Annotated in this window: 14 protein-coding genes; 11 read left to right on the top strand and 3 right to left on the bottom strand. The window is 56.8% G+C overall.

Going from position 1 to position 15,429, the window contains the following annotated elements:
• Window positions 1–85: 85 nt before the first annotated feature.
• The gene (locus ACQCLF_RS00395) at window positions 86–2,104 is read right to left on the bottom strand and encodes a VacB/RNase II family 3'-5' exoribonuclease (RefSeq protein WP_426984247.1); all 2,019 of its coding nucleotides are present in this window, start codon (window positions 2,102–2,104) and stop codon (window positions 86–88) included.
• Window positions 2,105–2,238: 134 nt separating this feature from the next.
• On the opposite strand from ACQCLF_RS00395, the gene ACQCLF_RS00390 reads away from it, so the two are divergent.
• The 3 genes from ACQCLF_RS00390 (at window position 2,239) to ACQCLF_RS00380 (ending at window position 6,367) form a co-directional block, all read left to right on the top strand.
• Complete coding sequence (locus ACQCLF_RS00390; protein WP_426984246.1) at window positions 2,239–3,954, top strand: potassium/proton antiporter; 1,716 nt, start codon at window positions 2,239–2,241, stop codon at window positions 3,952–3,954.
• Window positions 3,955–4,158: 204 nt separating this feature from the next.
• Window positions 4,159–5,805, top strand: a complete 1,647-nt coding sequence (locus tag ACQCLF_RS00385; protein ID WP_426984245.1) for a methyl-accepting chemotaxis protein — start codon at window positions 4,159–4,161, stop codon at window positions 5,803–5,805.
• 67 nt (window positions 5,806–5,872) lie between these two features.
• On the top strand, window positions 5,873–6,367 hold the full coding sequence (locus ACQCLF_RS00380) for a shikimate kinase (RefSeq protein ID WP_426985215.1): 495 nt from the start codon (window positions 5,873–5,875) through the stop codon (window positions 6,365–6,367).
• A gap of 43 nt (window positions 6,368–6,410) precedes the next feature.
• Here the strand turns inward: ACQCLF_RS00380 and ACQCLF_RS00375 are convergent, their stop codons facing one another.
• Both ACQCLF_RS00375 and ACQCLF_RS00370 read right to left on the bottom strand, forming a co-directional pair.
• Entirely contained in the window at window positions 6,411–6,896 is a 486-nt protein-coding gene (locus ACQCLF_RS00375; protein WP_426984244.1) for an Lrp/AsnC family transcriptional regulator, read from the bottom strand.
• A gap of 118 nt (window positions 6,897–7,014) precedes the next feature.
• Complete coding sequence (locus ACQCLF_RS00370; protein ID WP_426984243.1) at window positions 7,015–7,344, bottom strand: type 1 pili tip component; 330 nt, start codon at window positions 7,342–7,344, stop codon at window positions 7,015–7,017.
• A 300-nt stretch (window positions 7,345–7,644) separates the two neighbouring features.
• Here ACQCLF_RS00370 and adk point away from each other — a divergent pair, with 300 nt between their 5' ends.
• From adk to ACQCLF_RS00330, 8 genes are all read left to right on the top strand, one after another.
• The gene (adk, locus tag ACQCLF_RS00365; protein WP_426984242.1) at window positions 7,645–8,298 is read left to right on the top strand and encodes an adenylate kinase; all 654 of its coding nucleotides are present in this window, start codon (window positions 7,645–7,647) and stop codon (window positions 8,296–8,298) included.
• 309 nt (window positions 8,299–8,607) lie between these two features.
• Window positions 8,608–9,348: a hypothetical protein gene (locus tag ACQCLF_RS00360; RefSeq protein WP_426984241.1), complete on the top strand. Its 741-nt coding sequence runs from the start codon at window positions 8,608–8,610 to the stop codon at window positions 9,346–9,348.
• A gap of 197 nt (window positions 9,349–9,545) precedes the next feature.
• Window positions 9,546–10,253 (top strand): tRNA (adenosine(37)-N6)-threonylcarbamoyltransferase complex dimerization subunit type 1 TsaB, encoded by a 708-nt coding sequence (gene tsaB / locus ACQCLF_RS00355; protein WP_426984240.1) that lies wholly within the window; start codon window positions 9,546–9,548, stop codon window positions 10,251–10,253.
• 11 nt (window positions 10,254–10,264) lie between these two features.
• On the top strand, window positions 10,265–11,068 hold the full coding sequence (locus ACQCLF_RS00350; protein ID WP_426984239.1) for an undecaprenyl-diphosphate phosphatase: 804 nt from the start codon (window positions 10,265–10,267) through the stop codon (window positions 11,066–11,068).
• A gap of 39 nt (window positions 11,069–11,107) precedes the next feature.
• Entirely contained in the window at window positions 11,108–12,448 is a 1,341-nt protein-coding gene (locus tag ACQCLF_RS00345; RefSeq protein WP_426984237.1) for a M18 family aminopeptidase, read from the top strand.
• 15 nt (window positions 12,449–12,463) lie between these two features.
• Window positions 12,464–13,165: a hypothetical protein gene (locus ACQCLF_RS00340; RefSeq protein ID WP_426984235.1), complete on the top strand. Its 702-nt coding sequence runs from the start codon at window positions 12,464–12,466 to the stop codon at window positions 13,163–13,165.
• Window positions 13,166–13,194: 29 nt separating this feature from the next.
• Window positions 13,195–14,217: a cyclic nucleotide-binding domain-containing protein gene (locus ACQCLF_RS00335; RefSeq protein ID WP_426984234.1), complete on the top strand. Its 1,023-nt coding sequence runs from the start codon at window positions 13,195–13,197 to the stop codon at window positions 14,215–14,217.
• On the top strand, window positions 14,217–15,359 hold the full coding sequence (locus ACQCLF_RS00330) for a tRNA-queuosine alpha-mannosyltransferase domain-containing protein (protein WP_426984232.1): 1,143 nt from the start codon (window positions 14,217–14,219) through the stop codon (window positions 15,357–15,359). The genes ACQCLF_RS00335 and ACQCLF_RS00330 overlap by 1 nt, the downstream gene beginning before the upstream one ends.
• Window positions 15,360–15,429: the final 70 nt, after the last annotated feature.

The raw sequence follows: 15,429 nt of genomic DNA, 5'->3' as shown, positions 1-15,429 counted from the left end.
TCGGGGCCTGATGGCCCCGCTCCCAGCATAAAAAAACCCGGCAGCCTTGATGGTGCCGGGTTTTTTTATGGCTGTTGCCTGAGTGTTATTCGTTGCCGGTGTTATCCGCCCACACTTTCAGGCGCTCGGCGGTTGCTTCATCCACGAGTTCCAGTTCCACGCGCTGGCGTTCGGTATCCACACTCTGGATGACCACAAACACCGATTGATCCAGTCGGTATTGGTTGGCGTCGACCGAAAGGGTGAGACGTCGTGAGTCGAAGTTGGGCTTTACCTTTTCCGAGGCCAGTTTTACGTAGCCGTCAATGCCCCATTCTTCGAGTCGTACGCCGATGCCCTGAGAATTCACCAGCGTGATCTTTCCTGTGTGGACGCTGCCAATTTTATCGCGCACATAGTCGCAAGCCAGCCACTGTTCCAGTTGTCGGCATGCCTGGCGCCCCTTGTGCAACTGTGCTTGCAACTGCTCCAATAGCGCGGCGGAGGGCGACGATGCTTTTTCGTCGCGCAGAATACGCTTGATCGCACGATGATTGTGAAAGTCGTGGTAACGGCGAATGGGTGAGGTCACAGTGGCGTAGTGAGAAAAGCCCAGCCCGAAGTGTTCGCTGGCATTATCCGACAGCGAAGCGGCTTGCAGCATACGTTGCAACAGCGGTTGTAACGTCGAGAAGGCTTCGACATCGTCCGGATTGGTGCGCAGGTCCCGCATCAGTTTCTGGAAATGGGGCAGAGTGGTCAGATCGCCGACCTCGTAGTCTGGCGCATCTTCTCTCAATAAACCCAGTGCGTCGTCCAGACGTTCAGGCCGAAAACCAATATGGTTTGAGAAAATACCTTGACCGGGGTGTTCGCTGAAAAGCAGGCCGGCGCAGATATTGGTGGCGAGCATGGACTCTTCCACAATGCGGTGCGCGCGAGTGCGCTCGCGTTTTTCGATACGCTCGATTTTCTTTTGATCGTTCAGTATAAAAAAGTAGTCGGGGCGATCCTCCATCACCAGAGCGTGTTGCTCGCGGTAACGGCCACGGGCTTCCGCGCAGGCATCCAGCGCCTGCAGGCGCTGCAAATCGTCGGCGTTCAACTGAGCTTCCGCCTCTCCGGCGTGTTCTGTTTGGCCATCCAGCAGGGCGGATACGCCCGTGTAGCTGAGTTTGTGGTGGGAGCGGATCAGCGCCTCCGAGAACTGGTATTGCGCGACCTCGCCGTTGGGCCGTATGTGCATACGGCACACGAGAGCCGGACGGCGTTGCTCGGGTACCAGAGAAAAGGTGTCGTGGGCGAGTTCGGCGGGCAGCATGGTGATGCTTTGCCCTAACAGATAAACGGTGCTCGCCCGTTCGCGGGCTTCGTTATCCAGTGGGGTATCTGCGGCGATGTAGCGGCTCGGGTCGGCAATGGCCACCCACAGGTCCCAGCCGCCGTCAGCATGCGCTTCAACATACACCGCATCGTCCATATCGCGTGTGGTTTCGGCATCAATGGTGACAAAGCGCAGGTGAGTCAGGTCGGTCTGCTCGGGCTCCTGTGTGATCGGTGTCAGGTTGACCGCCTGAGCCTGATCCAGGGCCTTCTCATGCCACTCGTGGGGCAACTGGAACTTGGCGGTAATATACCGTGCTTCCACTCCCGGCTCCCCGGGCTTGCCCAACGGCCCGATGACCTTAGCCTGGGCCTTGCCTTCGTTATGGAACGGATGACGAGACAGTGTGCACTGAATGAGGTCGCCATCCTCATAACCAGTGCGTTGATTTGGCGGAATGAATAGCCAGCGTGTAAACTGTGGGACATCTGGCTCTACAAAATGGGCCTTCCCCTTGATCCGGTATCGTCCGACGAAGGTGGTAAAGTCGCTGTTGAGGAGTCGTTCCAACTGGGCTTCCAGTTGGTCTTTCCGATTGGTTGTCAAATTGACTTCCACTCGATCTCCCGGGACCACCCGCAGGGTTTCCTCCGGCGGAAGAAAGGCGTCCCGGCCATCGTCCAGATGTACGAACGCGAAGCGGCGGGTAGTGGTCCGCACGGTGCCCTGTGCCAGATCTTTCTGGGAGCGCAAGTCGGATTTGAGTTGAGACAGCTGTTGCAGAACGTTTTGGTCAAACATGGGTGAGTAGGAACCGGGTTGGTCGGATTTAAAGGTCTGGCGCGATCATAACAGGAAACCCACCCCGACGTTACCGGCGGGGTGGGAAAAGGGGTGCGCCGAGCGCCCGAAGCTTTGGAGTACTATTGAGCGTTATGGATACATTGAACCAGTTGATTCTCTTCGGTGGGGTGCTGTTTGTCGTCAGTATTCTCGCCAGCACGCTCTCCCCGCGCATGGGGATGCCTCTGTTATTGGTTTTCCTTTGTGTCGGGATGATTGCCGGAGAAGACGGTCTGGGTGGCATCAGCTATGACGATGTGCACTCGGCCTATTTCCTGGCCACGCTGGCCCTGGCCGTTATCCTGTTTGACGGCGGGTTGCGCACGGATCGACACAACTTCCGGGTGGGGCTGCGCCCGGCGCTGGTTCTCGCCACCATTGGCGTGGTGGGCACGGCGGCGCTGACCGGGGCCTTCGCAGCCTGGGTGCTGGGTGTGGGCTGGATTGAAGGGTTATTGATTGGTGCCATTGTCGGCTCGACGGACGCGGCGGCGGTTTTCTCTGTGTTGAATATGCAGGGGCTGGCGCTTAAAACACGGGTGGGGGCGACCCTGGAAATTGAGTCCGGCCTGAACGATCCGATGGCCATTTTCCTGACCATTTTCCTGGTGGAGTTCATGGTCAGCCAGCCCTCGGGCTTTGACGTCATGATGCTCGGTCAGTTTTTCTGGCAGATGGGCATCGGGGCCGCTATCGGGTTACTGGGTGGGCGCCTTCTGGCCTACGGCGTGGCGCGGTTGGCCTTGAGTCCGGGGCTGTATCCGTTGCTGGCGCTGTTCGGCGGCATTTCCATTTTCGGGCTGGCGGCGGTGCTGCAGGCGAGTGGTTTTCTGGCGGTGTACCTGGCCGGCCTGGTGGTGGGGAACCGTTTGTCCCGGGGGCTCTACAATATTCAGCGCTTCCACGACGGCATCGCCTGGCTGGCGCAAATCAGCTTGTTTTTAATGCTGGGGTTGTTGGTGTCGCCCCGGGAATTGATGGTCTATGCCCCCAGCGCGGTGCTGGTGGGACTGTTTCTGATCCTGGTTGGACGACCACTCACGGTGTGGTTGTGCCTGCTTCCCTTTCAGTTCGCCTGGCGTGAAAAGCTGTTTATCAGTTGGGTGGGGTTGCGTGGCGCGGTGCCGATTGTACTGGCGATGTTCCCCTGGCTGGCCGGCTTTGATAACTGGCCGTTCTTTTTCAACGTGGCGTTTTTCATCGTGCTGGTCTCCCTGGTGTTGCAGGGGTGGACAGTGGCGCCGTTTGCTCGCCGACTGAAGCTGGATGTGCCGACGACGTCGTCCCGGGTGCAGCGGGTGGAGTTGGGTGTTCCGGGGCAGGGCGATTATGAATTTGTGGGTTACAAGCTGGCCGAAGGCAGTCCGGCCGTGCATAAATCCACTGAACAAATGCCGTTGCCCTCTGGCGTGAGACTGTTGTGCGCACTGCGCAATGACCAGCCTCTGGAGATTCGTGGCGGCGTTGTGCTCGAGCCCGGTGACCATGTGTACCTGTTGGCATCGGCCTCCAACCTGGCGGCGCTGGACAAACTGCTCGTGGGTGTGGATGAGCCGGATCGTTTGTCCGCTCAGGCGTTCTTTGGGGAGTTTGTGGTCACCCCGCGTGCCAAACTTGAAGACCTCGGTATGCTGTACGGATTCGTGGCGCCGGAAGACAAGCGCAACTGGAGTATCGCCCGCTACATTTACAGCCAGTATCGCCACCCTGTGGTCGGTGACCGGGTGCGGCTGGGGAACATTGAGTTTGTCGTGCTGGAAATGAAAGATTCCAAGCTGACGAAAGTCAGTTTGAAGTTGCACCAGTAAATGCCAGCAGACGCAGGAGCTGCTGGCCTTCAGAATCCCGGTGGTTGGTCGATAACTTAATAGCTGGCCACACTAGGTGAATGAACTACACTTCGTACAGTAAAAAACAAAATAGTAAAAAGCATAGGTAAAGCATCCACTTTGCCTATTAGCCCTCCCTGTTTTGCGGGGAGCCTCTTTGATGGCTCAATCGGGGTAATTCCGATGATTCGCTGGTACAACAATCTGGGTTTTCGCTGGAAGCTGACGCTCCCTTTACTGGTGCTGGTGGTGATCTTTATTGGCGTCAGTGTGTACGCCGTGCGAGCGACCACCTCCGTGGCCGATAATGCCAATACGATTGCCGCCGTAAACTTGCCCGAAATCCAGTTGCTGATGCAGGCTGATCGGGATCTCTATCAAGCGCTGACCGCCGAGCGCGCGTTGCTGATGAATCGCTCCGATGCACTGAGTCGAGAAGCACTGTATCGTGAACACAGCGAGAACGCGCAGCAAACCTATGACCGGGCCATGCAGTCATTCGAACTCTCCCAAATAGTAACGCGTGACGAACGCGAGCGTTTTGAGCAGTTGTACGAGCAGTGGTTGCAGGTCAGTACCGACATTGTGAACCAATCGCGCACGGCGGATGAGGCGGTGCTGAGCCGTCTGATCGGATTGTCGTTCGGGGAGGGGATGGCTGCATTCAGCGCGTTGCGCCAACATATCGATGTGATTTCCGAGCGTCGCTTGAAACAGGCTGAAGCGCTTAATCAAGAGATTGAGCAGGATGAGCGACGTATGATTTCCGTTTTGAGCCTTTCTGGAGTGATCGGTTCGCTAGTTTCATTGAGTGTGGCGGCGTTCCTGCCGACACTGGTGACCCGGCCGTTGGGTCAAATCAGCGCCCGGCTGGAAGACATCGCCGAAGGGGAGGGGGATCTCACCCTGAGAGTTCACCTGGAAAGGCATGATGAACTGGGGCAACTGGCCGGTCACGTCAATCGGTTTATGGCGCGGCTGCAAGTGTTGATTGGTGATATACGTTCCAATACGGAGGCGGTTGCTTCCTCCTCAAGTGAAGTGTTGCAAGCCTCGGTAGAAAGTCGGCGGGCAGCCGACGACCAGGGGCAATCGATCAATATGGTGGTGGCGGCCGTTAATGAACTGACAGCGGCCATTCATGAGGTCGCTCAGAATACCAATGAAACGGCGGAAAGCGCCAAGGATGCGAATGCCACGACGGAAGAAGGGCGCCAGCGGCTTGAGAAAGCCGTGGACAGTGTGCATAGCCTGGCGGAGCACCTGCGCAATACGGCGACCAGCATGCAGCGCCTTGAAGACGATGCTCGCAGCGTGACGTCGGTCATTGAGACCATTCGCGGGATCGCGGAGCAAACCAACCTGCTGGCGTTGAATGCCGCGATTGAAGCGGCCCGTGCGGGTGAGCAAGGAAGGGGCTTTGCGGTAGTGGCCGATGAAGTACGGACATTGGCCAGCCGCACACAGCAGTCGACGGAAGATATTCGCAGTATGCTTACACGGTTGCAGGGTGGGGTTCAACAGGCGGTGGGTGCCATGGAAGCCAGCCGGGAAATGACCGCGAACGCTGTGGAGTCCGCGGGGGATGCCGGCAACGCTTTGGCGGACATTGCCGGGGCGGTGCAACGCATTACAGAGATGGCGATACAAATTGCCAGCGCGGCAGAAGAGCAGAGTACGGTTACCGCCGATATAGACAAGAATATGGTGGAAATCAATGAGTTATCGGTTCGTACCGCCGAGGGTGCCGCGACGACCACAGCGGCCAGTGAAAGTCTGTCTTCGCTGGCTTCACGCTTAAGTGAACTGGTGGTAAGGTTCCGGGTATAAGCGAGCCGCTGAAATCGAGGAGAAATTTGTGACAGACCCGGTAGGTAACAGCCTCATACTGGTCGGTATGCCCGGCGCGGGAAAGAGCACCGTTGGGATTTTGCTGGCAAAAGAGTTGGCCAAGGCGTTTGTGGACACCGATCTTTTAATTCAGACCCGTGAGGGGAAAACCTTACAAGACATCGTGGACGACCACGGCTACCAAGCCTTGCGTCACATTGAGGAAGAGGTGCTGTTGGCCTCGCGCTTTCTGAACCACATTATTGCCACCGGAGGGAGTGCGGTCTACAGCGAGCCGGGCATGACTCACCTGAAACAGTCCGGCCGAGTGGTGTTTCTCGATGTCCCGCTTGAAGAACTGGAGCGCCGGGTGGTGAACCTGAGTTCAAGAGGGCTTGCCTGCCCGCCGGGGCAGTCCTTGTCAGAGCTTTATGACGAACGGCGTAGTCTGTACCAGCAATACGCGGATATTGTCATTGATTGTGGCACCAAAGGGCAGGAGGATGTGGTGGCAGAGATTATCTATCGAGAAGCGGGCCAGTTCGCCGATATGGACGCCTGACCCTTGACGCAATGGGTCGCCTGAATAACCTGGTTGGCTGGGGTTATAAGGGCAATTCTGTGGTGTACTTTACCTGCTTCAGCGCGAAATTCGAGTGGATGGAGGAAACGTGGGGCAGTGCACGAAGCTGCTCATTGAGCAGATGATCGTAATGCTCGATACTGTTGACCACCACTTTTAAGAGGTAATCACTATCGCCGGTGCTGGCGTAGCATTCCAGAACCTCGGGAATATCCTGCACACCCGCCTCAAAGGCCGCCAGCGTATGACTTTGGTGACCGGTAAGACGAACGGCGCAATGAACCACCACATTCAGTCCCACCTTGACCGGATTCAGGAGTGTTACCTTCCCTCGAATAATACCTTCTGCCTCAAGACGCTTGAGTCTGCGCCAGCAAGGTGTGTGAGAAAGGCCGACCAAATTGCCCAGATCCGCCATGGAATAATCGGCGCTGCCCTGAAGCGCTCGGAGAATTTTTCGATCATAGTCGTCCAGATCGATAGAACCGGTAGGGGTTGATGCAGACATAGTTGTTATCCTGATAATCAGTTTCTCTCTGTTTCTCTCAGGTTCTATTGTAGGCCCGGCTTGTAGGGCAATCAATGACAGTCTGCGGTCCGTGACCCAGGCGTCACCGTCGGGTGCGTCAGCGTTGTGTTTTCAATGCTCGCAGATGCTTTTGGCTTAGTGACAAAAAGCGTGGCGTGGGCCCATCATCCTTGTATAACGGGTCTCCCTGCTCGTCTTCCGCGACAATGTCCTGGCCCTTGATATAGGGCATTCCGGATTCCAGCTCGGCCAGGGCCGCAGACAGCAAATCGGTGATCAGGCTTTCCGGGGTCTTCTTGGGATACATGTCGCTCAGCGCTTTAATTCGCGCGGCGTCTTCTATGGGAAGATGGACAGAATAGGTGGTGTGGGTCAATTCCCCACTGGCGTGCTTTTCCCAATGACTCAGAAGCTCGCTGACTTTCATTGATAAAACCTCACGGTTGGTTTTCAAATCCCTACGGTGTCGCGCCCTTTTGGCGACCGGGTCAATTTAAGTATAGAGCAGGGGCGGAGAGCCAATAGTGCTGGGGCTCATCCGCCGATGCTTTTATATTACCTAGGGATTAATTGTCTGAAATCAAGGGCTTCTGAGGCGCGGCCAGGCGTCGGCAGCGGGAATATTGTGCTCCTGTGAAGGGCCGTGTATCGTATGCGGTTTTTCATTGGCCATCACTCCGCGTGCTCACTGCTTGGCCGGAACCTAATGCTTGAGAGGAACAATACCATGAAAGTCATCCTGCTCGGTGCCCCCGGGGCCGGTAAAGGCACCCAGGCACATTTAATCATGGATAAGTTTGGTATTCCCCAGATCTCCACAGGGGATATGCTGCGGGCGGCGGTTAAAGCGGGTACGCCACTGGGCCTGCAAGCCAAGGATATTATGTCCTCTGGCGGTCTGGTGCCGGACGATTTGATCATCGCCCTGGTGAAAGAGCGTATCAAAGCGCCGGATTGCGCCAATGGTTTCCTGTTTGATGGCTTTCCGCGCACCATCCCGCAGGCTCAGGCACTGCTGGATGCTGGTATACATATTGACCATGTTATCGAAATTGATGTGGACGACGAGGAAATTGTCTCCCGTTTGGCCGGTCGCCGTGTCCACGAACCCTCCGGTCGCGTGTACCACATCAAGCACCAGCCGCCCAAAGAAGACGGTGTGGACGATGTAACGGGCGAACCACTCATTCAGCGCGAAGACGACCGGGAAGAAACGGTGCGCAAACGGCTGTCGGTTTACCACGAACAAACCAAGCCGCTGGTGTCCTTTTACCAGGATCTTGAGCGCTCCGGAAATCCGAATGCACCCAAGTACACCTGTATTCATGGTGTAGGTGATATTGCGGACATTCGTCGGCAGGTGGAAGAGGTTTTGGGTTGAGTTCGGGTTTAAAGGATCGATGTTTGTTAAAGAGAGCCCCCGGGCTCTCTTTTTTATGGCGGGTCTGTTTTCTGTCATAAACGTTGCTTTCTGGCAACACGGAGGCTCTAAAACAAAAAAATTTAAAAAAACAGGAGAAAATTGCCAAAAAAATTGCCAAAAACTCGCAATGTGCCGAATTTTTACATAGTATTTGATAGCGAACTGGACGCACACTGTTAAATGAATGTCGTTAAGTGTTTAGCATGTGCTCTGTTGAACCAATCAACTGTTGTTTTCAAGACAAGCCAAGGTTGAGGAGAAACATTTATGGCCAGAGTAGCGAAACGAGTAGCCAAAAAACGTAAAGCCACTGCCAAGCGACCCACGGCAAAGCGCACGGCCACTGCTGCCAAAACAGTAGATCCGGCGGTGACTAAAGCCGAGGCGAAGCTGGAGAAACTGCAAAAAGACCTCGCTGCCCACAAGAAAAAAGTGGAAGACGCTCGCAAGAAAGCGGCGACCGCCAAGGCCAAGGCGGCCAGCACTAAGCGGGCGGCCGCCAAACGCTCCGCAAAAAGCGCCACCAATGCGGTGACCAAGGCGAATGAGCGCGCCAAGGCTGCACGTTCCAAGGTGGCCGATGCGCGTGTTGAACTGGCGAAAGCCAAAGCAATGGCGTCAGCTCGGGCAGCAGCGCAGGCAGCAGAGGCCAAAGTGGCTGAATTGCGTGAGCGTTTGAGCGATCGGGCCAGCAAAGACTTGGAAACGGCAAAACAAGCATTTGAGCAGCGTTGGAAAAAGGCGCGCGCCAAAGCGGATGAACGTAAGGTGAAAGCGGCGAAGAAAAAAGCGGCTACCAAGGCGAAAGTCGCCGAGAAAAAGGCGAAGACCAAAGTCAACCAGGTGGAGCGTAAAGCGTCCGCCAAGGCAAAGACCAAAACCCGCCGCAAAACGAGCGCTAAACGGACGGCCACCCGGAAAAGCAGTGCGACTACGACGCGCAAAGCTTCCCCGGCCCGTAAAACCTCTGCGAAGCGCGTAGGGCGTCCTCGCAAGAAGTCCTCCTAAGCTGTCGAGCCAGGCTCGATACGCCGTAAACCCGAGAGATGGTCGATGAACCCGTCTCTCGGGTTTTTTTATGCCCAGGTTTTTTATGTCGGCGTTGTCTGGGCTTTGCGTGGGCTTTGCATGAGAATGCCGTATGTCATGCAGAAGTCAGGAAAATCTGTCAAAATGCGTCGTTTAAAAATCGGCTATGGCCCTCTATGCCAAGAATACTCGCACTCGATACCGCTACGGACGCTTGCTCTGTCGCCCTTCAGGACGGCGAACGGACGCTTCACCGTTTTGAGTTGGCCGCACAGAGCCATACTCGCCGATTGCTTCCTCTCGTAGATGAGTTGCTCGCCGAAGCCGGCTGGACGTTGTCGACCCTGGATGCGCTGGCATATGGTCGTGGCCCCGGCTCTTTCACCGGGCTGCGTATTGGCCTGGGCACCGTTCAAGGGTTGGCGTTCGCGCAGGATATTCCCGTCATCGGGGTATCCACGCTTGAGGCGATGGCCGTTGGTTACTGGGCACAGTGGCCCGAGCACTCGAGCTATCCGGTATTAACCGCGCTGGACGCGCGAATGCAAGAGGTGTACTGGTGCTTGTTCTCCCCCTCGGAAGGGCGACCTGTCCCCTGTGTTGAGGAGCGGGTAGCCGCTCCCGCTCAGGTGGCGGAATGGCCTGAGGTGTGCCGTCTGGAAAGTCCCTGGGCGGGGGTAGGAGCAGGCTGGCATTACCCTGAGTTGCGAGCGCTTTCGCCCACCTGGCAACGAGACGACGTTTACCCGGAAGCCCGCTGGATGCTGCCCTCTGCGGTCGCGGCCTGGGAGCGCGGAGAAGCGGTTGCGGCCGAACAGGCGCAGCCGGTGTACCTGCGGGATACCATCAGCTGGAAAAAACGAGAGCGCATTCGTCGCCGGTGAGGTAAAACTACGTGGAATGGCTACACATTGCGGTGCTGGCGCTGATTCAGGGCGTTACGGAGTTTTTGCCCATCTCAAGCTCGGGGCATTTGTTGCTGCCTGCCGCCTTATTGGGCTGGGAAGATCAGGGGCTGGCGTTTGATGTGGCGGTTCATGTCGGAACCCTGCTGGCGGTGGTAACTTACTTCCGAAACAGTCTTTGGGAGATGGGGCGCGATTGGCTGGGTCAGGTCTCCGGACAACGTCAGGCGACGGAGCACAGTCGGCTCGCCTGGTTTGTCATCATGGCTACCGTGCCGACCGCTCTGGCGGGTCTGCTGTTGGACTCATTGATTGAAACGCATCTGCGCACGACACTGGTGCTGGCCACGACCACCATTGTATTCGGTTTGGCGTTGGGGTGGGCTGACTGGCGGGGCGCTCGTGTGCATTCCTTGATGGATATGACTTGGAAAGCGGCGCTTATCGTTGGTCTGGCCCAGATGCTGGCACTGATTCCTGGTACCTCGCGCTCCGGCATCACCATCACAGCGGCGTTGCTACTGGGTTTCACCCGTCACGATGCCGCGCGTTTCTCATTCCTGCTTTCGGTGCCCATTATTGCCTTGAGCGGTGGTTATAAAGCCCTTCAACTCTGGTTGCAAAGTGATGGCGCGCCCTGGGGCGATTTATTAATGGGCGCGGCGCTGGCTGGCCTCAGTGCGTTTGTCTGTATTCACTATTTCATGCAGTATATCAGTCGTATTGGTATGCAGCCGTTCGTTGTTTATCGCCTGCTGCTCGGGGGTGTGCTGCTCTGGGTAGCGTTGTCGTAACACCGACGGCTTTTCTGAATCACTCAATGATGGAATGTTATGACTGACCCGTCCTCCAGCGCTCCTGTTTTCAATGGCCCTGTTTTCAACGAAGGGCTACTGAATTTCTTGCGCGAATCACCCACCCCGTACCACGCTGTGGCTAAAATGGTGGAAGCACTCACTCTCGCGGGTTTCCAGCCATTGCGAGAGGGCGACAGCTGGCGACTTGAGCCCGGTGGTAAATACTGGGTGACGCGAAATGATTCCTCTATCATTGCGTTTGTGTACGGCAGCGAAAGCCCGGTAGAGCAAGGCATTCGCATGGTGGGTGCCCATACCGACAGCCCTTGCCTGAAAGTGAAACCCCAGCCTGAACTCTCCCGTCAGGGCTACAGTCAGCTCGGGGTGGAAGTGTACGGTGGGGCCTTGCTGGCCCCCTGGTTTGACCGTGATTTATCCCTGGCGGGGCGGGTCAGCTACCGCGATCAGGAAGGGCGTGTGCGCAGTACGTTGGTTGATTTCAAAGCGCCCATCGCGATTATTCCAAGTCTGGCCATTCATTTGGATCGGGAGGCAAACCGTCAGCGCAGTATCAATGCGCAGAAAGAGTTGCCGCCACTGCTGCTGGTTGATACACCGGAAGCCGATCAACCCGCGTTTCGCGAACGACTCAAGACACAGATACTCAGTGAGCACGATGGGCTGGCAGTGGATGAAGTGCTGGACTTTGAAATCGCACTTTACGACACCCAGAGCCCGGCCATGGTGGGGCTGAGCCAGGATTTTATCGCCAGCGCGAGACTGGATAATCTGCTCAGCTGTTACGTGGGGCTGCAAAGTCTCTTACAGGCCGATGGTCGGCATAGCGCTTTGCTGGTGTGTAATGATCACGAAGAGGTGGGCAGTGCCTCGGCGTGTGGGGCCAAAGGCCCGATGCTGCAGCAGTTTCTCGAGCGCTTGCTGCCGGAAACGGAAACCAGGCTACGCGCGCTGGATGCCTCACTGATGATTTCGGCGGATAACGCCCACGGTGTTCACCCCAATTTTGCTGATCGCCACGATGAGCAACATGGCCCCAGACTCAATCGTGGACCGGTGATTAAAGTGAACGCCAACCAGCGTTACGCGACCACCAGTGAAAGCAGTGCGGTGTTTCGTGATCTGGCGGCACGCGCAGGCGTTTCGGTCCAAACCTTCGTTTCCCGGTCGGATATGGAGTGTGGCAGTACCATCGGGCCGATTACCTCGGCCGAAGTCGGGGTCAAAACACTGGATGTCGGTGTGCCCACTTTTGCCATGCACTCGATTCGGGAGCTTGCCGGTCGTGATGACGCGCTGGCCTTACACCATATACTGAATGAATTCTATCGCTATCCGTACCCCCCGGGACGGTCCTGACACAGGGAGAAACCTATGCCTGCGAGACTCTTGCCCGCGAGATACCGCTGGTTATTATCGTTGATCATGGCGCTGGGAACGGCGTCGACGTCGTTGACCGCCGGTGCGAACGGCGGTCACTTTATGGTGGACGATGCGAGTATTGCACCGCCGTCCAATTGTGAGCTGGAGACCTGGGTTACCCGCCTGGACCCCAACACCGTCGCGACAGCGGTTCCCACCTGTAATTTCACCGGTGCTTCCGAATGGTCAATGCCGGTGCGATACAACATTAGCGACAGCGAGACCGAAGCCGTTGGCCTGCAGTACAAGCGCGTGCTCTGGTCTACCAGCAGTGGCCCAACCCTCGCGGTTTCGGCGGGCACCCAGTATTCGCTGTTGAGCGATGAATTCGGCAAGTTCTACGTGAACCTGCCCTTGAGCGTCCAGCCTCTGGAGAATCTCACCGTGCATTTCAATGGCGGGCTGACTCACGACAGAGTACTGGATGACACTTACGCCAATTGGGGCGTAGCGGCTACTCTGAAGCCTCTCACAGGACCCGTGTGGATTTTGGAGATGGCCGATAACGAATGGCGCTCCGACCCGGTTTTTGCTGCCGGTGCGCGCATGCCCATTGGCAGCACCCGCTGGACACTGGATCTCGGTGTGGCGCGGGACACCCAATGGGATGAAACCGCCTACACCATTGGTATTAATATTCCCAACTTGTTTTAAGCCGCGGGTTTGGAGAAGGTAAGGTTTGTATGACCCTTCAGCGGAGCAGTTTGCGATCATTCACGCCCTTTGAGCACTTGTCAGAGGAATACCTTGATCAAGTGGTGCAGAAGGCGCAAAGCGAGCATGTGACCAAAGGAACGTTAATCTTCAAGCGGGGAAAGACGCTTGAGGATCGGTTTTACCTGCTCGATGGTGAAGTGGATCTGATTGATGTGCAGTTTCAAAGCCGTCGATTGGTGGCAGGCAGCCAAGAGGCTCGCCTGCCGTTAACGGATCAGTCTCCCACCCAGGCCTCCGCCGTCGCCAAAACGGATGTCACGTTACTGCGTCTGGAGCGGGATTTTCTCGATCTGGTGATGGCCTGGAGCCAGAGCGGCGACCACCCGGATGGTCCGGTGGCTGACGAACACGACTGGATGTCCTGCCTGTTGGAATCCCCGTTGTTTACCCGTATCCCACCGAGCCACATCCAGCAACTGTTTGTGCGTTTCGACGAAGTGGATGTCCGCAAAGGCGACCTGATCGTGCGCGAAGGCGAGCTGGGTGATTATTTCTACGTGCTGGAATCCGGTCGTGCCGAAGTCACCAACAAGGCGGGCAAGCCGTTGGCGGAGCTAAGGGCCGGCCATTATTTTGGTGAAGAGGCGCTGGCCGGTGAAACCACCCGGAACGCCAACGTAACGATGTTGACGTCTGGTCGTCTGATGCGTCTGGAAAAAGCTGATTTCAAAACGCTTCTTCAGGAGCCCGTCATCAAAACGTTGCCGGCCTCCGAATGGGAAACGCGGCGCGCCGAACTGGGGCCTGTGCAAGTAGTCGATGTGCGTCTTGCCGTAGAGCGCCGGTTCGGGAAGTGTCCCGACAGCCGTAACGTGCCACTGGGCCAGCTGCGACAGATGCTCGGGGAGCTGGACAGGGGAACGGCTTATGTTGTAACGGATGATGCCGGTCGTCGCAGCCACGTGGCGGTGCAGTTGCTCGCGCAAGCGGGTCTGGATGTTTACCTGCTGGAGGGGGCCGCCACCCTGTACAGTTCCTCATCCGCCTGATGCGCGTCCTCCTGCTATCGGGCTACGATGCGCCCAGTCACCGGCGCTGGCGACAGTCCCTTGTGCAGCTTCTCCCCCACTGGCAGTGGACTGTGCTGCACCAGCCACCGCGGCATTTCAAATGGCGCATGCGCGGTGGCGGTTTTCTCTGGGCGTATCGTGATGCGTCCACATTGCAGCAATCTTACGATGCGGTGGTGGCCACTTCGATGGTGGATCTGGCCACGTTGCGGGGTCTGGTGCCTTCGCTTGCTGCTGTTCCGACGCTGGTCTATTTTCACGAGAATCAATTCGCCTATCCGCAAAGGCACCATCAGCGGGCCGATGTAGAGCCTCAGCTGATCAATCTTTACAGCGCCCTGAGTGCGGATCGCATTGCCTTCAACTCCGCTTACAATAGGGACAGTTTTCTCTCTGGCGCAGAAGCTTTGTTTCATCAATTGCCAGATGCCATCCCTCCGCAGGTATTGACCCAGTTAAGGGAGCGCAGCGAGGTGCTTCCTGTACCGGTGGAGGCTGGGTGTTTTGTCCAAAACCGGGCTGCTCGCGACGGACGCTTGTCGCTTGTCTGGAATCATCGCTGGGAATACGACAAGGCACCGGACCGGTTGCTGAAAGGCTTGCAATGTTTTTTTGATCGATGTGGCGACTCGGAGCCCGCCATCACCGTGCATGTGGTTGGCCAACAATTTCGTGAACAGCCGCCGGTGTTTGACGCGCTAAAAGCGTTATTAACGCAACAGGGTGCCCTGGGCCAATGGGGGTACGTGCACTCGCAGAGCGAGTATCGTCAACGGCTCGCCGACAGCCACGTTGTTTTGTCCACCGCTCTGCACGATTTTCAGGGGCTGTCAGTGTTGGAAGCGGTAGCGGCGGGGTGTCGTCCTATAGTCCCGGCCCGACAGGCCTATCCCGAGTGGTTTCCACCCGCGTTTTGTTATCGCAGCCACGAGGAGCACCCCGAGCGGGAAGCCGAAGCATTCGCCGATGCTCTGCTTGAGTGTTATTGCCAATTCCGGGAAACGCGCAGAATGTCGGTGCCGGATATTCGCTTTTTGCACGAAGCAAAGTGGCGGGACGCTTACCAGAACGTGATTACCGGTATGGTGCGAGAAACGAAAATGCGAGAGGCGAAAAAATGACCCCTTGGGTGCACAACCTGTCGGGCAGCCTGTATCATAGCGGCTTTTCCTAAACCAACCGACGCCAACG

The organism is Marinimicrobium sp. ARAG 43.8, assembly GCF_050113635.1.
Classification (GTDB): domain Bacteria; phylum Pseudomonadota; class Gammaproteobacteria; order Pseudomonadales; family Cellvibrionaceae; genus Marinimicrobium.
The sequence above is the reverse complement of the archived record's forward strand: the minus strand, read 5'-3'. Positions and strand labels throughout refer to the sequence as shown.

Bases quoted from the DNA above. Each gene is read 5' to 3' on its own strand.
- ACQCLF_RS00395 (WP_426984247.1), bottom strand. From the start codon at position 2,104: ATGTTTGACCAAAACGTTCTGCAACAGCTGTCTCAACTCAAATCCGAC.
- ACQCLF_RS00390 (WP_426984246.1), top strand. From the start codon at position 2,239: ATGGATACATTGAACCAGTTGATTCTCTTCGGTGGGGTGCTGTTTGTC.
- ACQCLF_RS00385 (WP_426984245.1), top strand. From the start codon at position 4,159: ATGATTCGCTGGTACAACAATCTGGGTTTTCGCTGGAAGCTGACGCTC.
- ACQCLF_RS00380 (WP_426985215.1), top strand. From the start codon at position 5,873: ATGCCCGGCGCGGGAAAGAGCACCGTTGGGATTTTGCTGGCAAAAGAG.
- ACQCLF_RS00375 (WP_426984244.1), bottom strand. From the start codon at position 6,896: ATGTCTGCATCAACCCCTACCGGTTCTATCGATCTGGACGACTATGAT.
- ACQCLF_RS00370 (WP_426984243.1), bottom strand. From the start codon at position 7,344: ATGAAAGTCAGCGAGCTTCTGAGTCATTGGGAAAAGCACGCCAGTGGG.
- adk (WP_426984242.1), top strand. From the start codon at position 7,645: ATGAAAGTCATCCTGCTCGGTGCCCCCGGGGCCGGTAAAGGCACCCAG.
- ACQCLF_RS00360 (WP_426984241.1), top strand. From the start codon at position 8,608: ATGGCCAGAGTAGCGAAACGAGTAGCCAAAAAACGTAAAGCCACTGCC.
- tsaB (WP_426984240.1), top strand. From the start codon at position 9,546: ATGCCAAGAATACTCGCACTCGATACCGCTACGGACGCTTGCTCTGTC.
- ACQCLF_RS00345 (WP_426984237.1), top strand. From the start codon at position 11,108: ATGACTGACCCGTCCTCCAGCGCTCCTGTTTTCAATGGCCCTGTTTTC.
- ACQCLF_RS00340 (WP_426984235.1), top strand. From the start codon at position 12,464: ATGCCTGCGAGACTCTTGCCCGCGAGATACCGCTGGTTATTATCGTTG.
- ACQCLF_RS00335 (WP_426984234.1), top strand. From the start codon at position 13,195: ATGACCCTTCAGCGGAGCAGTTTGCGATCATTCACGCCCTTTGAGCAC.
- ACQCLF_RS00330 (WP_426984232.1), top strand. From the start codon at position 14,217: ATGCGCGTCCTCCTGCTATCGGGCTACGATGCGCCCAGTCACCGGCGC.